The organism is Actinoplanes sp. CA-252034 (assembly GCF_050956125.1).
GTDB lineage: Bacteria > Actinomycetota > Actinomycetes > Mycobacteriales > Micromonosporaceae > Actinoplanes.
Map to the genome: position 1 here is coordinate 4,760,868 of NZ_CP191846.1, position 17,439 is coordinate 4,778,306.

Consider the following 17,439-nt stretch of genomic DNA (forward strand, 5'->3'; position numbering starts at 1 on the left):
ATCGATGTCTTGGTGCGTTCCCGGTGCGCACCGGCGGGGGAGGAGACGCGGACTATCCGGCGCCGGCGGGCATCGCCTCGTCGCCGGCCAGCATCGCCTCGCAGCTGCGTAACACCACCGCCGCGGCCCGCCGTTGCGCCGGGGTCCGCTCGCCCAGGGCTGCCTCCCGGCGCCAGCGGGCCGCGCTGTCCTCGGCGACCGCCCAGATGTCGTCGACGGTGGCCTCGGTGGACAGGCCGAGCCGCTCACCGAGGCTGGTGCCGGCACCGCCGACCAGGCGTACCGCCTCGAGCGCCCGTTCCGCCGGAAGCGCCACCCGCCCGGACCGCAACGCCGACAGCAACCGCAGCTCGGCGAAATCGTGCGCCCCCGCCAGCAGCAGCTCCAACTCGGCGAGCAGATGCCCGGACGGCGGGAGCCGTTCGGTACGCAGCAGATGGTCCAGCACGATCAGCGCCGACCGGGACTTGAGCGCCGCCCGCCGCGCCACGAACAGCTCCGCCACCGACGTCTGCAGGTCCTTGAGCCCGCTGTAGTCCTGCAACCGCTCCGCCAGCACGGCCGCCGTGCCCGCGCCGGTCCGCACGAGCGTGAGCGCCAGGCGGATCCCGCCGAGACCGAACCGCTGCAACAGCTCCAACCGGGCTCGCGCGTCGACGCCGGGCAACGATCCGGCCGCGGTGAACCGGTCGGTCGACAGCAGAGACGGATCGGCGGCGGTACGCGGAAGCGCCGCGATCGAGGCGAGCATCCGGAACTCGTCGTCGCGCAGGGTCCGCGCGGCGTGCCCGATCAGTGGCGACACCGCCACCACGTCCTGGCACAGCGCGCCGGTCAGCGGCTCACGACGGCGGCGCCGGGCGATCCGGCGCGCCTCCAGCAGCCCGTCGGGAAGCCCGTCACCGTGGGTGTCCGCCTTGGTCAGCACCACGATCGCATGCACCGGCCACACCGACGGCCCGCGCAGCCCCCGGCCGGCGCGCAGGAAATCCAGGTCCGGCTCACCGATGCGCGGCGTGAGCAGCAGAACCGCATCGGCCTCGGCGAGCACCTGGCCGGGCGGCGTGGACGGGCCGGTGTCGATCAGCTCGGTGCGCCGCAGCACCCGGCTCGGCCACTGCACCACGACCCGGGGCGCCGCCGCGTCCAGCCGCAACCCGCCGGAGCTCCGGGCGACCGGCACCTCGTAGGGCCGGCCGTGCTCCGGATGGCTCCAGGCCCGCAGGTCGACGCCGTCCCGATAGGTCACGAACCCGGCCTGCTCGACCGGCGCCACGTCCTCCCCGACGAGCGCGTTGACCAGCGTCGACTTCCCGGTCCGGGCGGCACCGGCGACGGCCAGGCGCAGCGGGCCGGTGAACCGGTCCAGAGTGTGCCGCAGCCGCGCGTCGGCGAGCGGATGACCTCGGTAGACGTGCGCCGCCCGCAGCAACAGGTCGTGCGTACGCCGTTCGAGCTCCTCGCTGATCAAGCCCGCGCCCGTTCGCTCAGCGCCTGCGCCTGGGCGTGCAACTCGGCCAGCCGGGTCAGCTCCTCACGCAGCCGCCGGCCGTGCGCCTCGCGGGCGGCCGCGTCCCGGTCGGCGGCCGCCTTGGCGTTGCGCAGCGACTCCATGGTCTCTTCCTGCAGGTCCTCGGTGACAGCGGTGAAGTGGTCACGCAGCGCACGCTGGGCGCGCCGGACACTGTCCCGGGCATCCTTGTTGAGCTTGGTGAAGATGTCGTCGACGTGCTGGCGGATGGCGTTGCGCGCCTCGGTCTGCCGCCGTTTCAGCAGCGTCTTGCTCTCGTCGCGCACGCTCTTGCCCCCGAACAGGGCGCCACCGCCGATCGAGATCGGGTTGATCAGCGACATCCCGGCGAGGCTGGTCGCCAGGCCGAACATCACCACCCCGCCGTACGAGCCACGCAACCCGATGAACAGCTTCTGCCCCGGCGTGAAAGAGGCCACCGGCGGCGCGTCCAGCGGCGACACGCCCTGCAGCACGCCCCCGTCGGTGATGGCCAGCGCGGTCGGCGGCAGCACGTCACCGGCCTCCGGCGGGAACATGTCGGCGGTGCGGCGGGCCATCCACTCGGTCCGCTCGGCCAGCCACGTCATGCTGGTCGTGGCCAGCTCCTGCAGGGAGTCGCGCAGCCACGGCTCGAACTCGTCCCAGCTCTTCGCCGGGTCGTTGGTGGCGAAGAACTCGTCGGCTTCGGCGAGCAGCGCCTTCACCCGCTCCCGCAGATCGTGCTCGATGTCCGACATCAGGTCACCGACCTCGTCGGACAGCCGGTTCTGCCAGCGGACCGTACATTTGCGCAGGTCGTCGAGGCGCCGATGGGTGGCCTGCAGATGCGCCGCGGCATCCGACGAGCCGCCTTGGCCGTGGCGTTCCAGCTCGGCCCGCAACGGCACCGCCAACTCCTGGAGCGCGATCCGCCCGAGCGCCCCGGCGGTCGCCCGGGCCAGACGGTCCGGCTTCGCCTCGACCATCTTGCGCAGATGGACAACCAGATCAGCGAACCCGGACTCCCGGTTGAGGGTGTCGTCGCCGGTACGGACCGCGTGCAGCCGCAACGACGACGACACCGCGGCGACCGCCGCCCCGATCCCGGCCCGGTTCAGCCGCAGCCGGCACTCGGCCAGGTCACGACGCCAGTCGGGGGCGTAGTCGGCCTTGGTCAGCACCACCAGCAGACCGGGGAACACCTGACCGAGCCCGGCCAGCAGAGCCAGCTCGTCGTCGGCGAGATGCCGGCCCGCCTCGCACGTGTAGAGCACCAGATCGGCGCCGGCCTGGTCGGCCAGATCACGGACCGCGGCCACCCGGTCCGTGCCACCGGGCAGCGCCGGTGCGTCGATCAGCACCAGACCGCCGGCCAGCAGCGACCGCGGCACACCGACCTCGACGTGCACCGGCGCACCGGCCGGAAGCGACGCGGCCGCCTCGGCCAGCGACACCCCGAGCCGCTCCACACCCAGCGGGATCCGGGCCTGCAACCCGACCGCGGCCGTCCAGTCGGCGGCCGGCGAGTCACGCCGGATCAGGTGGGCGGTCGGGGTGTCGGCGTGGCACACCACGGTCGGCACGGCGGCGTCACCGTCCGGCAGCACCCCGCACACCGACGCGTTGATCAACGCGTTGATCAGCCGGCTGCGGCCCTGCTGGGCGGCGCCGGCCACCAGCACCCGCAGCTGCGGGTGCAGCAGCCGGGCCCGGCGACGGGCGAGCCGGTCGGCCAGATCCGCCCGGCCGTGCGCCCGGCACGTCCGGATCACCGCGTCCATGGTGTCCATCCACCACGGATCGACGTCGACGGCGGCACCGCGCAGCGGATCGGGCGCCGGCCGCGGATGCGGAATCAGGGAAGCGGGACCCGTCGGCGCCGTCGTCCCGGCTTCCCAGCTCGTCATCCGCGTCCGTCAGCCTCTCGTCGTGGCGCCTCTTACAGGCCGTCACCGAACAACTCGCCGTGCGTGGCCGGCTGCTCGACGTCGTGGCCGCCGCCCAGCAGGCCACCGGTCAGACTCCCGGTCAGGCCGCCGGTCAGCCCGTCCAGCGTGCCACCGACACCGGAGACCGTACCGGTCACGGTGTCGGTCAGCCCGTCGACGGCATCGAGCGACGTGACGCCGCTCAGGTCCGGCTGGATCAGCGATCCGATCGAAGAGGTTGCCCCGTGGACCCCGGCCACGTCAAGCAGCCCCGAAGTGGCCGGCTCGACCACCGACGGCACGTTCGTCACCGTGTCGAGCACGCCACCGACGTCACCGGTGAGGCCGGCGTCGTAGGGCACCGGCTCGGCGACGAAGGTGGACGAGGTGGTCACGGCGCTGTGCACCGCACTGTCCACGACGAGCTCCGGGTCGTGGTCGGCCGACAGCCCACCGACCGACACCGACGTGCCCAGGCCCAGATCCAGATCGCCCGTCAGCCCGTCGGTGCTCAGGCCGAGCGCCGTGACGTTCACGCTGCTCGACGCGTTGACCTCGGCCAGCGTGTCGTGCGGCGCGACGTGCGCGGCGATCGCCTGCAACTGGGCCACCGCACCGGCGACGTCCAGACTGGCCACCCCCGTGGTCAGGTCGTCCAGCCCGTCCGGGCCGGTCAGTCCGGCCACCGGTGCCGAGTCGATCACCAGCGGCAGCACCTGCTGCACGTCGGTCGCGGTGATGTCGTCCAGCCCGGCGTGCCGCAGGGTGGCCTCCGGGTCCAGCTCGAACGCCGACCGGGCAGCCGGGTCGTAGATCAGGTTGAGAACGAAGTCCTGCAGGGTGGGCGAAGTCATGTCGAGCTCCTAGACGCTGATGCGGATCGAACGGCGCGGGCCCGGCGCCGAGGAGAAAACTACGGACGGGGCCACCCCCGGGCATCGGGGACGAGTCCCCCACTCCACCGGCGGGCCGGTTAGGGGATTAGGGGATCTCCGGCCCGCCATTTTTGGGGGGACGATTCACCACCGCATTTTGGTACGAACGTCGGGTACCGACCTCTGAGGAGTTGAACGCGTGTCCTACGTGCTGGGAATCGACATCGGTGTCGGCACCGTCAAAGCGGCCGTCTGCCGGCGCGCCGAAGGTCCCGGCGGTCCCGGCTGGGGCCCGGCGCAGCCGATCTCCCTGGGCGCCCGCTCCCCGGTGGTCGCGTCCGCGCTGCGGATGACCGCGGACGGCAGCGTCGTCCCGGCCGAGGTCGGGCAGCACCCGGCCGACGCGGTCGCCGGCTACCTGCACCGCATCGGCGACCCGCTCCCGATGTACTTCGGCGGCGGCTACTTCCCGGCGCACGGCCTGACCGCCGCCATGGCCCGCTGGGTCGTCGACCGCGTCTGGGAGCTCCTGGGCGAGCCCCCGGTACGGGTCGCGATCGCGCACCCGTCCGGCTGGGGCGCCGGGCGTCTCGGGCTGCTGCAGGCCGGGCTGGCCGAGGCCGACCTGATGGGCTGCGTGCTGGTGACCCGCGCCCGTGCCGTCGTCGAGTGCCACCAGGCCGCCGGCCGCGCCCCCACCGCCGGCGGGCTGCTCGGCGTCTACCGGCTGGGCGGGTCCACGGCCGAGGTGGCCCTGGTCGCCCCGCAACAGCCGGGCCGCATGGAACTGCTCGCCTCGGCCGAGCTCAGCGACGTCGGCGGGTTCGAGGTGGACGGTCTCACCCCGGCCGACGCCCGCGCCCTGATCCGGCCGACCGTCGACCTTGCGGCGGCCCTGGTCCACAGTCGTGGTTACGGAACCGGCGATCTTTCCGCCATGTTGATCGCCGGAGCGGATGGCGCCGTATGTACGTACGTGTCCGATCTGCTCACCGGGGTGTTCCCCGCCCCCGTCGTGCGCGACCCGCAACCCCGCATGACCGTGGCCATCGGCGCCGCCCTGGCCGGGCGTCCGCCCGTACCCCGCACGATCCGGCCGTGGCCGGGCCCACCGACGCGTTCGCCGTCCTCCCGGCCGCCTCGTCCCCGCAGCTCGCCCCGCCCCGCCCGCCGGTCCAGCGCGTCGCGATCCGGGCGGACGCCCGATGACCACCTCCGTCCTGGCCCGGGTCACCGCCGACCCGGCCGCGCCGCTGCACGCCGGCATCGCCGGGCCCGGCGGCTACGGCAAGACCACCCTGTTGCGGCAGCTCACCGACGTCTACCGCGACGCCGGGATGACGGTGACCGGCCCCTGGCCGCCGCGCACCCCCGACACCGCCCACGTCCTGCTCATCGACGACGCCCACCTGCTCACCGCCGAGCAGCTCGACGACCTGCGCGCGTACGCCGAGCACCCGGACGCCCGGATCGTGGTCGCCCACCGGCCGTGGCCCCGCCGCCCCGAGCTGCTACGGCTGCTCGAAGTGCTCCGCCGCGGCGGCCCCGCCATCACCCTGACCACGCTCACCCCCATCGAGATCGCCGCACACCTGGCCACGCCCACCGATGAGCTGGTCGCCTGGGTGGCCGCGCAGACCGCGGGCATCCCGCGCTACGTGACCCGGCTGGCCGGCGCCCTCACCACCACCGCCGCCGGCCCGCGGCAGGTCCCGGTCGCGGCGCTCGCCCCGTTCGCCGCCGACCTCGACGAGCTGGAACCCGCCGTCCGCACCCTGCTGCTCGCCGTCGAAGCCGGTGCCGGACTGTCGTTCGACCTGGTCGCAGCCGTCCTCGACGCGGACGCCGACGTCGCCGAGCTGGTCGACGCCGGCCGCGCGACCGGCATGCTCGCCGCCGACGGCACCCTCGTGCCCCTGGCCCGCCGCGCGATCGCCGCGCTCGGCCCGATCAGCCAGCGCATCGACGTACGCCAGCGTCTCGCCGCCCTGCAGATGGCCCGCGGCGGCCCGGTCCTGCCGCTGGTCCGCCCCCTGCTGCGGGTCGGCGCCGCACCCGGCCTGGTCCCCGGCGCGGCCGGCAGCGGTCTCGGCCACGTCTACGAGGCCGCCGGTGAGGAAGCGCTCGGCGACGACCCGGCCCTGGCCGCCGAGCTGTTCGCCGCGGCGGCCGGCGCCGGGCGCACCACCGGTTCCCGCCGCGCCCTGGCCACCGCCCTGGCCGGCGACCTCGACCACGCCTCGCGCCTCACCGACCAGGTCCTCGCCGCCGGAACACCGCAGCAACGCGCCGAGGCCGCCTACGTCTCGGCCACCATCCTGGCCCACCGCGGACAGACCGCCCAGGCCGTCCGCCTCTACGAATGGGCCGGCACCGACGTGGCCGCCGGATTCGCCGCCGTCGGCCTGATCGCCGTCGGCCGCCTCGCCGACGCGCAACGCCTGATCCAGCCGGACGACACCGCGGCCCGGCCGCCCACCTCACTGAGCGCCGCCGCGACCCTGACGGCCCGGCCGCCCACCTCACTGAGCGCCGCCGCGACCCTGATGGCCCGCGGCACCGCCGAGTCGGTGACCGGCCCACCCGCCGCCGCCCTGTCCACCCTGGTCCAGGCCGCCACGCTGATCGACCCGGCCGGCCCCGCCGTGCTGCTGCCGGACAGCCCCGCCGCGACCGGCGCCCTCCTGGCGATGCACTGCACCGAGCTCGACGTCGCCGACACGCTGCTCACCCGCGCCGAACACCGCGGCACCGGCGGCGCCCTGCTCGCCACCCGCCACCACCTGCTGCGCAGTTGGGTGCTGATGCTGCGCGGCCGCCTCGCCGACGTCGAACAGCGCCTGCCCGCCGCCGTCGCGGCCACCGCCGCCCAGGGCCGCGACGACCTGCTCGCCGCCGCGCTGCGCGTCGGACTGGCCCGCCGCAACGGCGACCTGATCGGTCTGCGCAGCGCCTGGCCGGACGCCTGCCAGGCACTCATCGGCCAGCCCGTCGAGCTGTTCAACCTGCTGCCGCTCGGCGAACTGGCGGTCGCCGCGGCCCGCCTCGGCGACTCCCACCGGGTCGCCGGGCACCTCGCCGACGCCGACCGCCTCCTGGCCGACCTCGGCGACCCGCCGGTGTGGACGGTCCTGCCGCACTGGTACCGGCTACAGGCCGCGATCCTCGCCGACGACCGGGACACCGCTCGACGGCACGCCGACCACCTCGACGCCGCCCGCACGGCCGGAGCCTACGCCGCCGCGTTCGCCGCCGCCGCCGCCGTCTGGCTGGACGTCCTCGCCGGAACCGCCGACCCCGAATCCGTCGTCGCCGCCGCCCGCACCCTCAGCCTCGCCGGTCTCACCTGGGACGGCGCCCGCCTCGCCGGGCAGGCCGCGATCCGCACCTCCGACCGGCGCGCGATGGCCCTGCTGCTCGACTCGGCCCGCGCCATGCAGGACCGCGGCACCCGCCCCGACCCCGCCGGCGGCCAGCACCTGCTCAGCGCCCGCGAACGCGAGGTCGGCGCCCTCGTCCTGGCCGGAATGACGTACAAGCAGATCGCTGACCGGCTCTACCTGTCGGCGAAGACCGTGGAGCATCACATGGCACGCATCCGGCAGCGCCTCGGCTGCAGCGACCGGCACGAACTGCTCAGCCGCCTGCGCGAGCTCATCGGCGAGCCCGAGGCGACCGCGTGAGCCGCCGGATCAGGACGATCGGCGCTGTGCTGCTCGTCGCCTTCTGGGCCGCCGCGGCCGTGCCCGCCGTCACCGACGCCGTCCGGGCGCTCGCCGACCGCATCACCGCCGACCGGCTCGACCGTCCGATCGACGAGGCCGTCCTCGCCCTCGAAGCCGAACGCCGGCTGTCGGTCACCGACCGGCCCATCCTGGAGCTCACGGCCCAGCGCGGACGCACCGACGACGCGGCCGAGCGGTTGCGGCAGGCGGACCGGTCCTGGCTCGACCGTCTCACCACCTCCGCCTCCGACCGTACGGCCGACGACCTCCTGGGACGGATGGAGGCGCTCACCGGGCTCCGGGCCTCGGTCGACGCCGGCCGCCTCGACCGGCGCGAGACCGTCACCGCGTACACCGACGTCATCGACCCCGCCGGAGCGGCGCCGCAGGACACCATGGTCGGCGGCATCCTCGCCCTCAGCCGCTCCCGGGAGATCCTCGCCGAGGAGGACGCCCTGCTCGCCGCCGTCTCGGCCGGCCGCGGTCCGACCGACGACGACCGGATCCGTCTCACCCGGCTGGCCGGCGCCCGGCGGGTCCTGTTCACCACCGCCGGCGCCGCCCTCCCCGACTCCGCCGCACGACGCCACCGGGACGTGGCCGGCTCGACGGCGATGATCCGTCTGCAGCGCATCGAGGACGACCTGGCCGCCTCCTCCGACGGCATCCCCGACCCGTCCGCCTGGTCACCGGCGTTCAACGAGCTCAACACCGCGCTCTGGGACCTGCAGGACAGCGCCAACCGGGAGGCCGCCGACGCCGCCACCCCGCGAGCCGTCACCGCCACCGTGTGGGCCGGAGCCATCGGCGGCATCGGACTCGTCGCCCTGCTCGGCCTGCTGATCGCCGCCCGCCGCGGTCGCGGCGCCGGCACCTCGGCCGCCACGACCGCGCAGACGACGGCCGTGTCCGGGCCCTGGCACCGCCCCGGCGGCCTGCTGCAGGACCTCGACCGCCGCAACCAGGGCCTGCTGCAGCGGCAGTTGCGGCTGCTCGACGCGCTGGCCCGCCGTGCCGGCGACGAGGAGACCGCCGCCGATCTGCGCCGCGCCGGCAACTTCGGCACCCGGCTGCGCCGCAACGTGGAGAAGGGCATCACCCTGACCGGCGGGGTCCCCGAACGACAGTGGCAGCGACTGGTGCCGATGACCGACGTCGTCCGCGACGCTGCCGCCGAGATCGGCGACCACGACCGGATCGCCGGCACCGACGTGGAGTCGGCCTACCTGGCCGGCACCGCCGCCACCGACCTGATCCACCTGCTCGCCGAGCTGCTGGAGAACGCCGCCACGTTCGCCCCCGCCGACTCGCGGATCGTGGTCGACGGCCGGCACGACCCGTCCGGATACCTGCTCACCGTCACCGACTCCGGGCCCGGCATGACCGACGACGACCTCGCCACCGGCCACGAGGTGATGGCCGCCCCCGAACCGCCACCCGGGGGAACCTGGTGGGGCCTGTGGGCGACCGGCCGGTTCGCGGCCCGCCAGGACGTCACCGTGCAACTGCACAACGGCTTCGACGGAGGCCTGGTCGCCGCCGTGCACATCCCGCCGAGCCTCGTCACCGGCCGCCCCGCCAACGGCGCCGAACCACGCGCCGACCTGCAGTCGGTCGTCGAATGAGCGGGCGGCGCACCCCGATGGACGTGATCCGCGACGCCGTGTGGCGGCTGGCGACGGGCCTGCTGACCGGGCCGTCACCCGAGCCCCGGGTTCGTCCGGCCCGGGGCGAGCGGACCACCTCCGGGCGGTTCCTGCTGGTCGTCGCGGCACTCGGGGCGGTCGCGGTCACGGTGCTGCTGGTCGTGCTGGTGGTGGTCCGGCCGTACCGGGACTCGGTCAGACCCGAGCAGGCCGCCGGACTGCCAGACCGGCCCCCGCACCGGCCGACCCGTCGCCGTCGGCCGCACCGACCTCGGCCGTCACCTCGCGACCGCCCGTGTCGGCGTCACCACCGGCCCGCGCCGCGGGCATCGCGACCTCCCCGACGGCGTCACCGTCGGCCGGCGCGAGCGAGGTCCCCGCGCCGCTGGCCGCCACCTACACCACCACGCCGTACGTGGTCGGCCTGCTCGGCTACCGGACGGAGGTGACGGTCACCAATCCCGGCCCGGCCGTGCGCAAGGGCTGGACCCTGACCGTCACGCTGCCCCGGTCGACCCTCCGGATCAACCAGGTGAAGGGCGCGACCGCCACGCAGAACGAAGCCGTGTGGACCTTCGTCCCCGACGACACGACCACGTCGGTCCCGGCGGGTGAGCAGGTGGCGATCTCCTTCGAGGTCCACGGCGCCACCCTGATCGACGCGGCCCCCGCCGACTGCCGCATCGACACCGTCCCGTGCGCCTCGTGACGTCCCCGGGCCGCGGAGGTCCCGCCGGGTCAGCGCTATCCCGTTCGCCTCGTGGCGTCCTCGGGCGGCGGAGGCCCCGCCGAGTCAGCCGGTGATCCCGCCGACGCGGACGGGGTGGGCGACTACGGGCTCCCGCGCAGCCCTGCCCGGCTCGCCGGTCAGGACGTCCATGGACCCTGCGGCGGGTACGGGGCGTACGGGGCGGGCTCCGGCCGGCGGGGGAAGAACCCGCGCACCGAGCGGGGCACGGTCAGCCCCAGCAGCACGGCCAGCGGCGCGAGGAACATGGCCAGGCCCAGCAGCACGGATCCGGCCGCCAGCATGACGAGCAGCATGAACGCGCCCACGATGGTGGTCAGGGAGACCAGCACGATCGCCGTGACCCACGCCCACGGCCGGCCCCGGTCCAGCTGATAGGCCAGCGGCAGGAAGAAGATCGAGACGGCGAGCGGGATGACGTTCAGGATCAGGAACATCGCCCGAGCCCCGGTGGACCACTCGTCGCCGACGAACGTCAGCGCCGTCTGCACGACGAACCGGATGATGTTCAGGATGCCCAGCAACGCCAGACCTGCCGCCACCAGGTGAACGCTGCGTGGTGTCGCCGCTTGTCTCCCGTACCCGAACGTGCCCTGTGCCATGGTGGATCCTCCCCGTTGGTGGCCGCCCGGAGGTGCCGACCGGCGCCGGTGACGATCGTAGATGTATCGGAGCGTCACCCTCGTCGCGGCACCAGCGGCAGCGCCAGATGCCAGAAGCCCTCGCCGCCCGGATCGCACATCACCCAGAAGACGCCGACATCGCTGTGCCGCTGCTCGAACCGGACACCGACCGTCTCGACCTCGTCGTCGGCGGTGCAGGTCAGCAGACCGGGCCCGACGACCGACCAGGTGAACCGCTCGACGATCTCCCCGCCGAGCATGCTGTCGCTGCGGGTCTCGCCGGTGCCGTCGGCCGCGAACCGGACGGTGTCGAACATCAGCGCGGTGTGCGTGCCGGGCAGCGTCTCCCAATCCCCGACGGGCCCCGCCGCCAGCAGCCGGCGCCGCACCTCAGCATCCGTCAGGTCCACTGTCGTCCTCCCCAGCCCACCGCACCCGCCGCGACTGTAGACCGGCCTCGCTCGGGGCCGGTAGAGAGCGAACGCGCCGTGCCGGCCGGGGTCAGCGGCGCAGCGAGCCCGTGCCGGCCGCTGCCAGGTCGACGATGCACACTACGTTGTGGGTCTCGGCGCGGTTGCGCGAGCTCAGTGTCCAGCCGGTCACGAACTGGCGGTCCTCCTGGAGCCTCGTCCCGGCGTAGGCCTCGAAGCGTGACACGCAGCCCGCGGTGGCCTCGTCGGTCGGGAGGAACGGCTTCACCCGCGAGCCGTCGGGCAGTGTGTACAGGGCGAAGACCTCGCCGTAGTGGGGTGACGTGCACGGCAGCGCCACGAGGTCGTGCTCGGCGGTACCCCGGTTGCCCTTGACGCAGTCGCCGGGCCGCAGGTCGGCGAAGCGGATCGGCTGTTCCATCCGGATGACCCCGGAGGCGTCCCGCTCCGACTGGTCCGGGACGGTCCTGGTGAGCGCCTTCATCGTGGTGAAGGCGAAGAACGCGAACCAGCCGACGGCGACGATCAGTGACAGGATCGCGAAGACACGTCCGCGGCGGTCGCCGTTACGGCTGGTCTGCCGCAGCCCGATGATCCCGAAGATCAGGCCGAGCGGGCTGCCACAGCCGATCATCGACAGTGTGAGACCGGCGACCGAGAAGCCGTTGGTCTTGCCGTTCCAGCCGGGGGCGGCGGGCGGGAGCGGGTAGGCCACCGGGAGCGGCGTGGGATGGTTCTGGTGATCCACCAGCGAGACCCTACATCGACGGGTTCCACCAGGTGGTCCCGCATGGATCCGGCGTCGCCGTGGAGCACGCTGAGCGGCCGAGGGGAGGAGGCGCTCGCGGTGGCCGCCCGTTACCCCATGCCTGACGACGACGACTGCTGAGCGTTTCGGTCCCGGATACCGGATGCGCGCGATGAGCGGTGGCGGCCGGCGGCCCGGTCAGGATGCGACCGTCACCACGCGACGGCCGGCCCGCCCTCCGGACAGCAACGAGTCGGGTGGCCGTACCACCTCGGGGGTGAAAGGCCCGGGACCGCGGACGGTGAGCAGGTCGCGCACCTGTGCCCGCGGATGCCGGGTCTCGGTGTGCCGGCGCGGCCGGTCGCCGGCGAGATGGGGCGGCAGGCGCCGCGCCACGTCGTCGAGCTCGGGCGCGCCGGCGGGTGGCGCGGTGGCTGGAACGGCTCGTGCAGGTCCGGGAGGGGCCTGGTGGGTCAGAACAGGCCGTTGCCGTGCGGGAGGGTGCCCGGGATCTGCGGGGTGATGTCCCAGTGTTCGACGATCCGGCCGTCCGCGACGCGGAACAGGTCGTAGAACGCGGTCGGCGTGGGCCCGAAGGCGCCCTCGGAGACGGTGAGGACGAGGTCGCCGTCGGCGATGACCCGGTGCAGCTCGGTGTAGACCATGCTGACGCCCTGGTCGGCGAGCGCGGCCAGGGCGGCGCCGAGGCCGTCGAGGCCGTCACCGATGCCGACGTTGTGCTGGTGGTACGTCTCGGTGCTGAGGAAGTCGGTGACGGCGTCGGTCTTGCCGCCCTTGAGGACGGTCTCGACGAAGCCGGTGACCAGCGCGCGGTTGGCCTCGGTGTCGGCGCGGGCGTCGATCGCGGTGGGCCCGTCGGTCTGGGAGCGGCCGGAGACGGTCCGGGGGACGACGGGGGTGAGGGCGTCCCAGTGCTCGGCCAGCCTGCCGTCCTCGACGCGGAAGACGTCGAAGGCGACGAGCGGCTCGGGGCCGAAGCCGTGGTAGGTGCCGTGCAGGGCGACCAGGTCACCATCGGCGAGGACCCGGTGCAGGTCGTAGCGGAAGTCGTCGGGCAGGCCGGCGACCAGGGCGCGCAGCCCGTCGGGACCGTCGGTGGCGAGAGCGCTGTGCTGGCGGTAGGTGGCGGAGACCCAGCGGTCGACGGCGGACGGGTCGCGGTCGCCGAAGAGCTGAGCGGCGGCGGTGAGGACGGTTTCCTTGGCGGTCATTGCTGCTCCTTCGTGCTGTGCTGTTGCGTCCACGGTAGGAGCGAAAAACGGACGTAACCGGGTAGCCTGGCGACTCATGATGGTCAAAAACCGACAGGGCATCGCCGAGCTGGGGTTCGCGGCGCCGGTCGGCACGCCGGGCGGGGTCGAGGTGCTGGAGCTGGCACGGCTGCGCGGGCGGGCCACGGCCGAGCCGCGGCGGCCCACCTTCCACCACCTGCTGTGCCTGCGCAGCGGGTCGCTGGAGCACACCCTCGACTTCACCGGGCACACGCTCACGCCCGGCCGCTGGATGTGGGTGCGGCCCGGTCAGGTGCAGCAGTGGGGTGACCTGGGCGGGGCCGAGGGGACACTGGTGCTGTTCGAGCCGGAGTTCCTCGACGCCGCCACGGCCGCCGCGGTGCGCCTGGACGATCCGCACGCACGAGTCGTCCACGACCCGGATCCGGTGGACCGGGCGGCCCTCGCCGACTCGGCGGCCCACCTGAGCCGGGTCTTCGCCGCGCCGGGGCGGGGACCGATCGAGGCACGGCAGGCGGTGCTCCGGCATCTGCTGGCGGTGCTGGTGTTGCAGTTGGCGCCGACCGCCGACGGCCCGTCCGGTGACGACACGTTCCTGCGCTTCCGGGACGCGGTGGAGCGGGATTTCGCCCGGACCCGGCGCGTGGACGACTACGCGCGCCGGCTCGGCTGGTCGGCGCGGACCCTGTCACGGGCGACCCGGGCCGCCGCCGGTGTCGACGCGAAGGACTTCATCGACCGCCGCCTGATCCTGGAGGCCAAGCGGCTGCTGGCGCACAGCGACCGGACCGCGGCACAGATCGCCGCCGGGCTCGGGTTCACCAGTGCCACCAACTTCAGCAAGTACTTCCTGCAGCGGGCGGGCGTCACCCCGATCGCCTTCCGCGCGGCCGTCCGGCGGCCCGGCTGACGTCAGCCGGGCCGCCGCTGGTGGGGCGGTCGGTCAGGCGCCGACGTGGATGCCGGGTCGCCGGGCCGGATCGGTCTCGTGCTCGCGGATGATCTCCCGGGTGACCGGGGCGGTGTCGCCGCGCCCGAGCAGGAAGTAGCGGACCATGTGGACCAGCGGGCTGCCCTCGGCCCAGGCGAAGTGACAGTGCGGGCGGACCCCGGTGCTGTCGCGCAGGGCGAGCAGGATCGCGGCGATGGCGTTCGGCGCGGCCGGGGCCTCGGCCCGCAGCACCCGGTGACCGTCGACCTCGACCCCGTGCACGCTCAGGACGTCGCTGAACGCGGACGGGTCGACCACGTCGATCTCCAGGAAGATGACGTCGGCGGTGCCCGGCACCGGGTTGTCGCCGCGCTGCTCGCGTTCCTTCTGGGCGTACTCGTCGGCGTCGCCGGCCTGACGGCGGTTGGCGATCAGGTTGATCCGCCCGTCGTAGGCCAGCGTATCGGTGATGAACCGGCGTGCGGCGTCGTCGAACTCGATGCGGTCGGTGCGCAGCTCGGTGGTCCTCGACACCCGTGAGATCAGTGAGACGACGATGATCCCGGCGATGAACATCGCCGAGATGGCGATGCCGTCCGGCTTGTCGATCACGTTCTCCACCAGGGCGTACGCCAGGATCGCGGTGAGCAGCCCGAACCCGGCGCCGACGAGCGGCCGGTGGTGGCGGAACGTGGACACGGTGACCGCGAACGCGCCGGAGACCATCATGGCCAGGATGCCGGTGGCGTAGGCGCCGGCCTGCGCGTCCACGTCGGCGTCGAAGGCGATCGTGATGGCGACGCTGATGACCGTGTAGACCAGCACGACCGGGCGGACCGCGCGGCCCCACTCCGGGGCCATGCCGTACCCGGGCAGGTAGCGCGGCACGATGTTGATCAGCCCGGCCATCGCCGACGCGCCGGCGAACCAGAGGATGAGCACGGTGCTGATGTCGTACACCGTGCCGAACGCCTCGCCGAGCTGCTCGTGCGCCAGCCACGCCAGGGCCCGCCCGTTGGCGTCGCCGCCCTCGGCGAACTCGGCGGCCGGGATCAGCAGGGTCGTGACGAAACTGCTCGCCAGCAGGTAGACGCTCATGATCAGGGCGGCCACGGTGAGCAGCTTGCGGGTGTTGTGGATCCGCGAGCTCAGCCGCTGCTCCGCGTTCTCGCCGTCCGCGGCGACCAGCGGCATCATGCTGACCCCGGTCTCGAACCCGGACAGGCCCAGCACCAGCAGCGGGAACGCGACGAGCGCCGGAACGAGCAGGTCACCGAAGCCGCCACCGCCGGAGGTGAGCTCGGCCGTCCACGCCGACCAGGCGTCCGGTGATCCGATGATCTCGGCGACTCCGACGCCGATGATGACCGCGTTCAGCGCCAGGAAGATCGCGACGAGCGGGATCGCGACACTGACCGCCTCGCTGAAGCCGAGCAGGAACACCCCGCCCAACAGCAGCAGCAGGGTCACGGTGAGCGCCACCGCGTGCCCGTGCAGGGCCTGCGGCGCGTGCGGGTTCTCCAGCACGTGCAGGCTCGCGTCGGCGGCGGACAGCGTGATCGTGATGATCCACGAGGTCGCGACGAACCCGAGCAGCACGAGCACGAAGACCTTGCCCCGCCAGAACGGCAGCAGTCGCTCCAGCATCGCCACCGACCCGGCGCCGTGCGGGCTCTCCCGGGCGACGTGCCGGTACATCGGCAGCATCCCGAGCAGGGTCAGCGCCACGATCAGCAGGGTCGCCAGCGGGGACACCGCACCGGCCGCGGCCGCGGCGATCGCCGGCACATAGGCGAGGCTGGAGAAGTAGTCCACGCCGGTCAGGCACATCACCTTCCACCAGGGATGCTGCTCGGCGTGCGCCTCCCCGGCAGCCGGGCCGACCGGCTGCACCCGGTGCTTGAGCAGCCACGTCGCCAGTGTCCCGGTGTGTGGGTGCTCCTGCGCCGGAGTGTCCAGGACCGCGGGTATCGCATACCCCGGTTCGGCGGGCTCCTCGGTGGTGGTCTTCTCCATGGCTCACTTCCACACTGTCGTCGGCGGCGTCGTGCCGCCGGGGTCACGCTACGACCGGACGTCCAGCCACGATCACCCGAGGCCCGTTTCTCTAAACTGCCGCCATGCTGCATGTACGGGTCATCACGCCGCCGTCGCTGAGTGGGCGCCTCCAGCAGTTCCTCCTCAGCGATCAGGCGGTCACCCATCTGGTGGTGCTGCCGTCGGCGGCGAAGGACCCGGCGGGCGACGTGGTGGAGTTCGACGTGGTCCGGGAGGGCGCCACCGCCGTGCTCGACCGGCTTCGCGAGCTGGGGGTCGGCGGTCGGGGCGCCATCGTCGTGGAGAAGGTCGACGCCGCGATGTCCGCTTCGGCCGAGCGCGCCGCGCGGCGTACCCCCGGATTGGGTGTCGACGCCGTGGTGTGGCACGAGATCGAGCAGCAGACGGGGGAGGAGACCCGCCTGTCGGTGGCGTTCCTCACCTTCATGAGTGTCGCCATGGTGATCGCCGCGATCGGGGTGCTGCTGGACCAGCCGATCCTCATCGTCGGATCGATGGTGGTCGGGCCGGAGTTCGGTCCGCTCGCCGCGCTCTGCGTCGGTCTCGTGCGGCGCAAGCCGTTCCTGATCCGCCGGTCCACGGTGGCGCTCGCCGTCGGATTCCCGGTCGGCATGGTCGTCACCGTCATCGCGGTGTGGCTGCTCACCGCGGCCGGTCTGGTGAACGAGTCGATGCTGCTGGCCGAGCGGCCGCTGACCGACTTCATCTGGCGGCCCGACGCCCTGTCGTGGGTGATCGGCTTCCTCGGCGGCATCGCCGGGATCCTGTCGCTGACCTCGGCCAAGGCCGGCACCCTGGTCGGCGTGCTGATCTCGGTCACCACGGTCCCGGCCGCGGCCAACGCGGCCGTCGCGGTGGCCTACGGCGTGAGCGACGAGGCGTACGGGTCGATGCTGCAACTGGTGATCAACATGGCGTCGATCATCCTCGCCGGCGTGCTGACCCTGCTCGTCCAGCGTCTGGCCTGGCGCCGCCGCTGAC

At 73.7% G+C, this 17,439-nt stretch carries 15 protein-coding genes; 5 read left to right on the forward strand and 10 right to left on the reverse strand.

The features are described from left to right. Window positions 1–52 precede the first annotated feature (52 nt). The 4 genes from ACQPZW_RS21600 to ACQPZW_RS21615 form a co-directional block, all read right to left on the reverse strand. On the reverse strand, window positions 53–1,471 hold the full coding sequence (locus ACQPZW_RS21600; protein ID WP_433796727.1) for a hypothetical protein: 1,419 nt from the start codon (window positions 1,469–1,471) through the stop codon (window positions 53–55). Continuing rightward, the gene (locus tag ACQPZW_RS21605) at window positions 1,468–3,399 is read right to left on the reverse strand and encodes a GTP-binding protein (RefSeq protein WP_433796728.1); all 1,932 of its coding nucleotides are present in this window, start codon (window positions 3,397–3,399) and stop codon (window positions 1,468–1,470) included. Before ACQPZW_RS21605 ends, ACQPZW_RS21600 begins: the two co-directional genes overlap by 4 nt. A 32-nt stretch (window positions 3,400–3,431) precedes the next feature. Beyond that, window positions 3,432–4,274 (reverse strand): IniB N-terminal domain-containing protein, encoded by an 843-nt coding sequence (locus tag ACQPZW_RS21610; RefSeq protein WP_433796729.1) that lies wholly within the window; start codon window positions 4,272–4,274, stop codon window positions 3,432–3,434. A 127-nt stretch (window positions 4,275–4,401) separates the two neighbouring features. Beyond that, complete coding sequence (locus ACQPZW_RS21615) at window positions 4,402–5,325, reverse strand: hypothetical protein (RefSeq protein ID WP_433796730.1); 924 nt, start codon at window positions 5,323–5,325, stop codon at window positions 4,402–4,404. Between the two features lie 175 nt (window positions 5,326–5,500). Between ACQPZW_RS21615 and ACQPZW_RS21620 the strand changes: the two genes are divergently transcribed. The 3 genes from ACQPZW_RS21620 to ACQPZW_RS21630 all read left to right on the forward strand — a co-directional run bounded on the left by ACQPZW_RS21620 (window position 5,501) and on the right by ACQPZW_RS21630 (window position 10,375). Then, window positions 5,501–7,978: a LuxR C-terminal-related transcriptional regulator gene (locus ACQPZW_RS21620; protein WP_433796731.1), complete on the forward strand. Its 2,478-nt coding sequence runs from the start codon at window positions 5,501–5,503 to the stop codon at window positions 7,976–7,978. Continuing rightward, window positions 7,975–9,645 (forward strand): nitrate- and nitrite sensing domain-containing protein, encoded by a 1,671-nt coding sequence (locus tag ACQPZW_RS21625; protein ID WP_433796732.1) that lies wholly within the window; start codon window positions 7,975–7,977, stop codon window positions 9,643–9,645. Before ACQPZW_RS21620 ends, ACQPZW_RS21625 begins: the two co-directional genes overlap by 4 nt. 316 nt (window positions 9,646–9,961) lie before the next feature. Then, a complete protein-coding gene (locus tag ACQPZW_RS21630) occupies window positions 9,962–10,375 on the forward strand; it encodes a cellulose binding domain-containing protein (RefSeq protein WP_433796733.1) in 414 nt (137 codons plus the stop codon). Between the two features lie 158 nt (window positions 10,376–10,533). Here ACQPZW_RS21630 and ACQPZW_RS21635 read toward each other — a convergent pair whose 3' ends face one another. The 5 genes from ACQPZW_RS21635 to ACQPZW_RS21655 form a co-directional block, all read right to left on the reverse strand. After that, complete coding sequence (locus tag ACQPZW_RS21635) at window positions 10,534–10,956, reverse strand: hypothetical protein (protein ID WP_433796734.1); 423 nt, start codon at window positions 10,954–10,956, stop codon at window positions 10,534–10,536. Window positions 10,957–11,090: 134 nt separating this feature from the next. Further along, window positions 11,091–11,447, reverse strand: coding sequence for a hypothetical protein (locus ACQPZW_RS21640; protein WP_433796735.1), 357 nt, complete (start codon window positions 11,445–11,447; stop codon window positions 11,091–11,093). A gap of 91 nt (window positions 11,448–11,538) precedes the next feature. After that, window positions 11,539–12,216: a hypothetical protein gene (locus tag ACQPZW_RS21645; RefSeq protein WP_433796736.1), complete on the reverse strand. Its 678-nt coding sequence runs from the start codon at window positions 12,214–12,216 to the stop codon at window positions 11,539–11,541. 198 nt (window positions 12,217–12,414) lie between these two features. Further along, window positions 12,415–12,612 (reverse strand): hypothetical protein, encoded by a 198-nt coding sequence (locus tag ACQPZW_RS21650; protein ID WP_433796737.1) that lies wholly within the window; start codon window positions 12,610–12,612, stop codon window positions 12,415–12,417. Between the two features lie 77 nt (window positions 12,613–12,689). Next, entirely contained in the window at window positions 12,690–13,448 is a 759-nt protein-coding gene (locus tag ACQPZW_RS21655; RefSeq protein ID WP_433796738.1) for a nuclear transport factor 2 family protein, read from the reverse strand. A 76-nt stretch (window positions 13,449–13,524) separates the two neighbouring features. Here ACQPZW_RS21655 and ACQPZW_RS21660 point away from each other — a divergent pair, with 76 nt between their 5' ends. Next, complete coding sequence (locus ACQPZW_RS21660; protein ID WP_433796739.1) at window positions 13,525–14,379, forward strand: helix-turn-helix domain-containing protein; 855 nt, start codon at window positions 13,525–13,527, stop codon at window positions 14,377–14,379. 33 nt (window positions 14,380–14,412) lie between these two features. Here the strand turns inward: ACQPZW_RS21660 and ACQPZW_RS21665 are convergent, their stop codons facing one another. Then, window positions 14,413–16,416, reverse strand: coding sequence for an amino acid transporter (locus ACQPZW_RS21665; RefSeq protein WP_433796740.1), 2,004 nt, complete (start codon window positions 16,414–16,416; stop codon window positions 14,413–14,415). A gap of 104 nt (window positions 16,417–16,520) precedes the next feature. On the opposite strand from ACQPZW_RS21665, the gene ACQPZW_RS21670 reads away from it, so the two are divergent. Beyond that, entirely contained in the window at window positions 16,521–17,438 is a 918-nt protein-coding gene (locus ACQPZW_RS21670) for a DUF389 domain-containing protein (protein ID WP_433796741.1), read from the forward strand. Window position 17,439: the final 1 nt, after the last annotated feature.

Bases quoted from the DNA above. Each gene is read 5' to 3' on its own strand.
- ACQPZW_RS21610 (WP_433796729.1), bottom strand. From the start codon at position 4,274: ATGACTTCGCCCACCCTGCAGGACTTCGTTCTCAACCTGATCTACGAC.
- ACQPZW_RS21620 (WP_433796731.1), top strand. From the start codon at position 5,501: ATGACCACCTCCGTCCTGGCCCGGGTCACCGCCGACCCGGCCGCGCCG.
- ACQPZW_RS21655 (WP_433796738.1), bottom strand. From the start codon at position 13,448: ATGACCGCCAAGGAAACCGTCCTCACCGCCGCCGCTCAGCTCTTCGGC.
- ACQPZW_RS21605 (WP_433796728.1), bottom strand. From the start codon at position 3,399: ATGACGAGCTGGGAAGCCGGGACGACGGCGCCGACGGGTCCCGCTTCC.
- ACQPZW_RS21660 (WP_433796739.1), top strand. From the start codon at position 13,525: ATGATGGTCAAAAACCGACAGGGCATCGCCGAGCTGGGGTTCGCGGCG.
- ACQPZW_RS21665 (WP_433796740.1), bottom strand. From the start codon at position 16,416: ATGGAGAAGACCACCACCGAGGAGCCCGCCGAACCGGGGTATGCGATA.
- ACQPZW_RS21670 (WP_433796741.1), top strand. From the start codon at position 16,521: ATGCTGCATGTACGGGTCATCACGCCGCCGTCGCTGAGTGGGCGCCTC.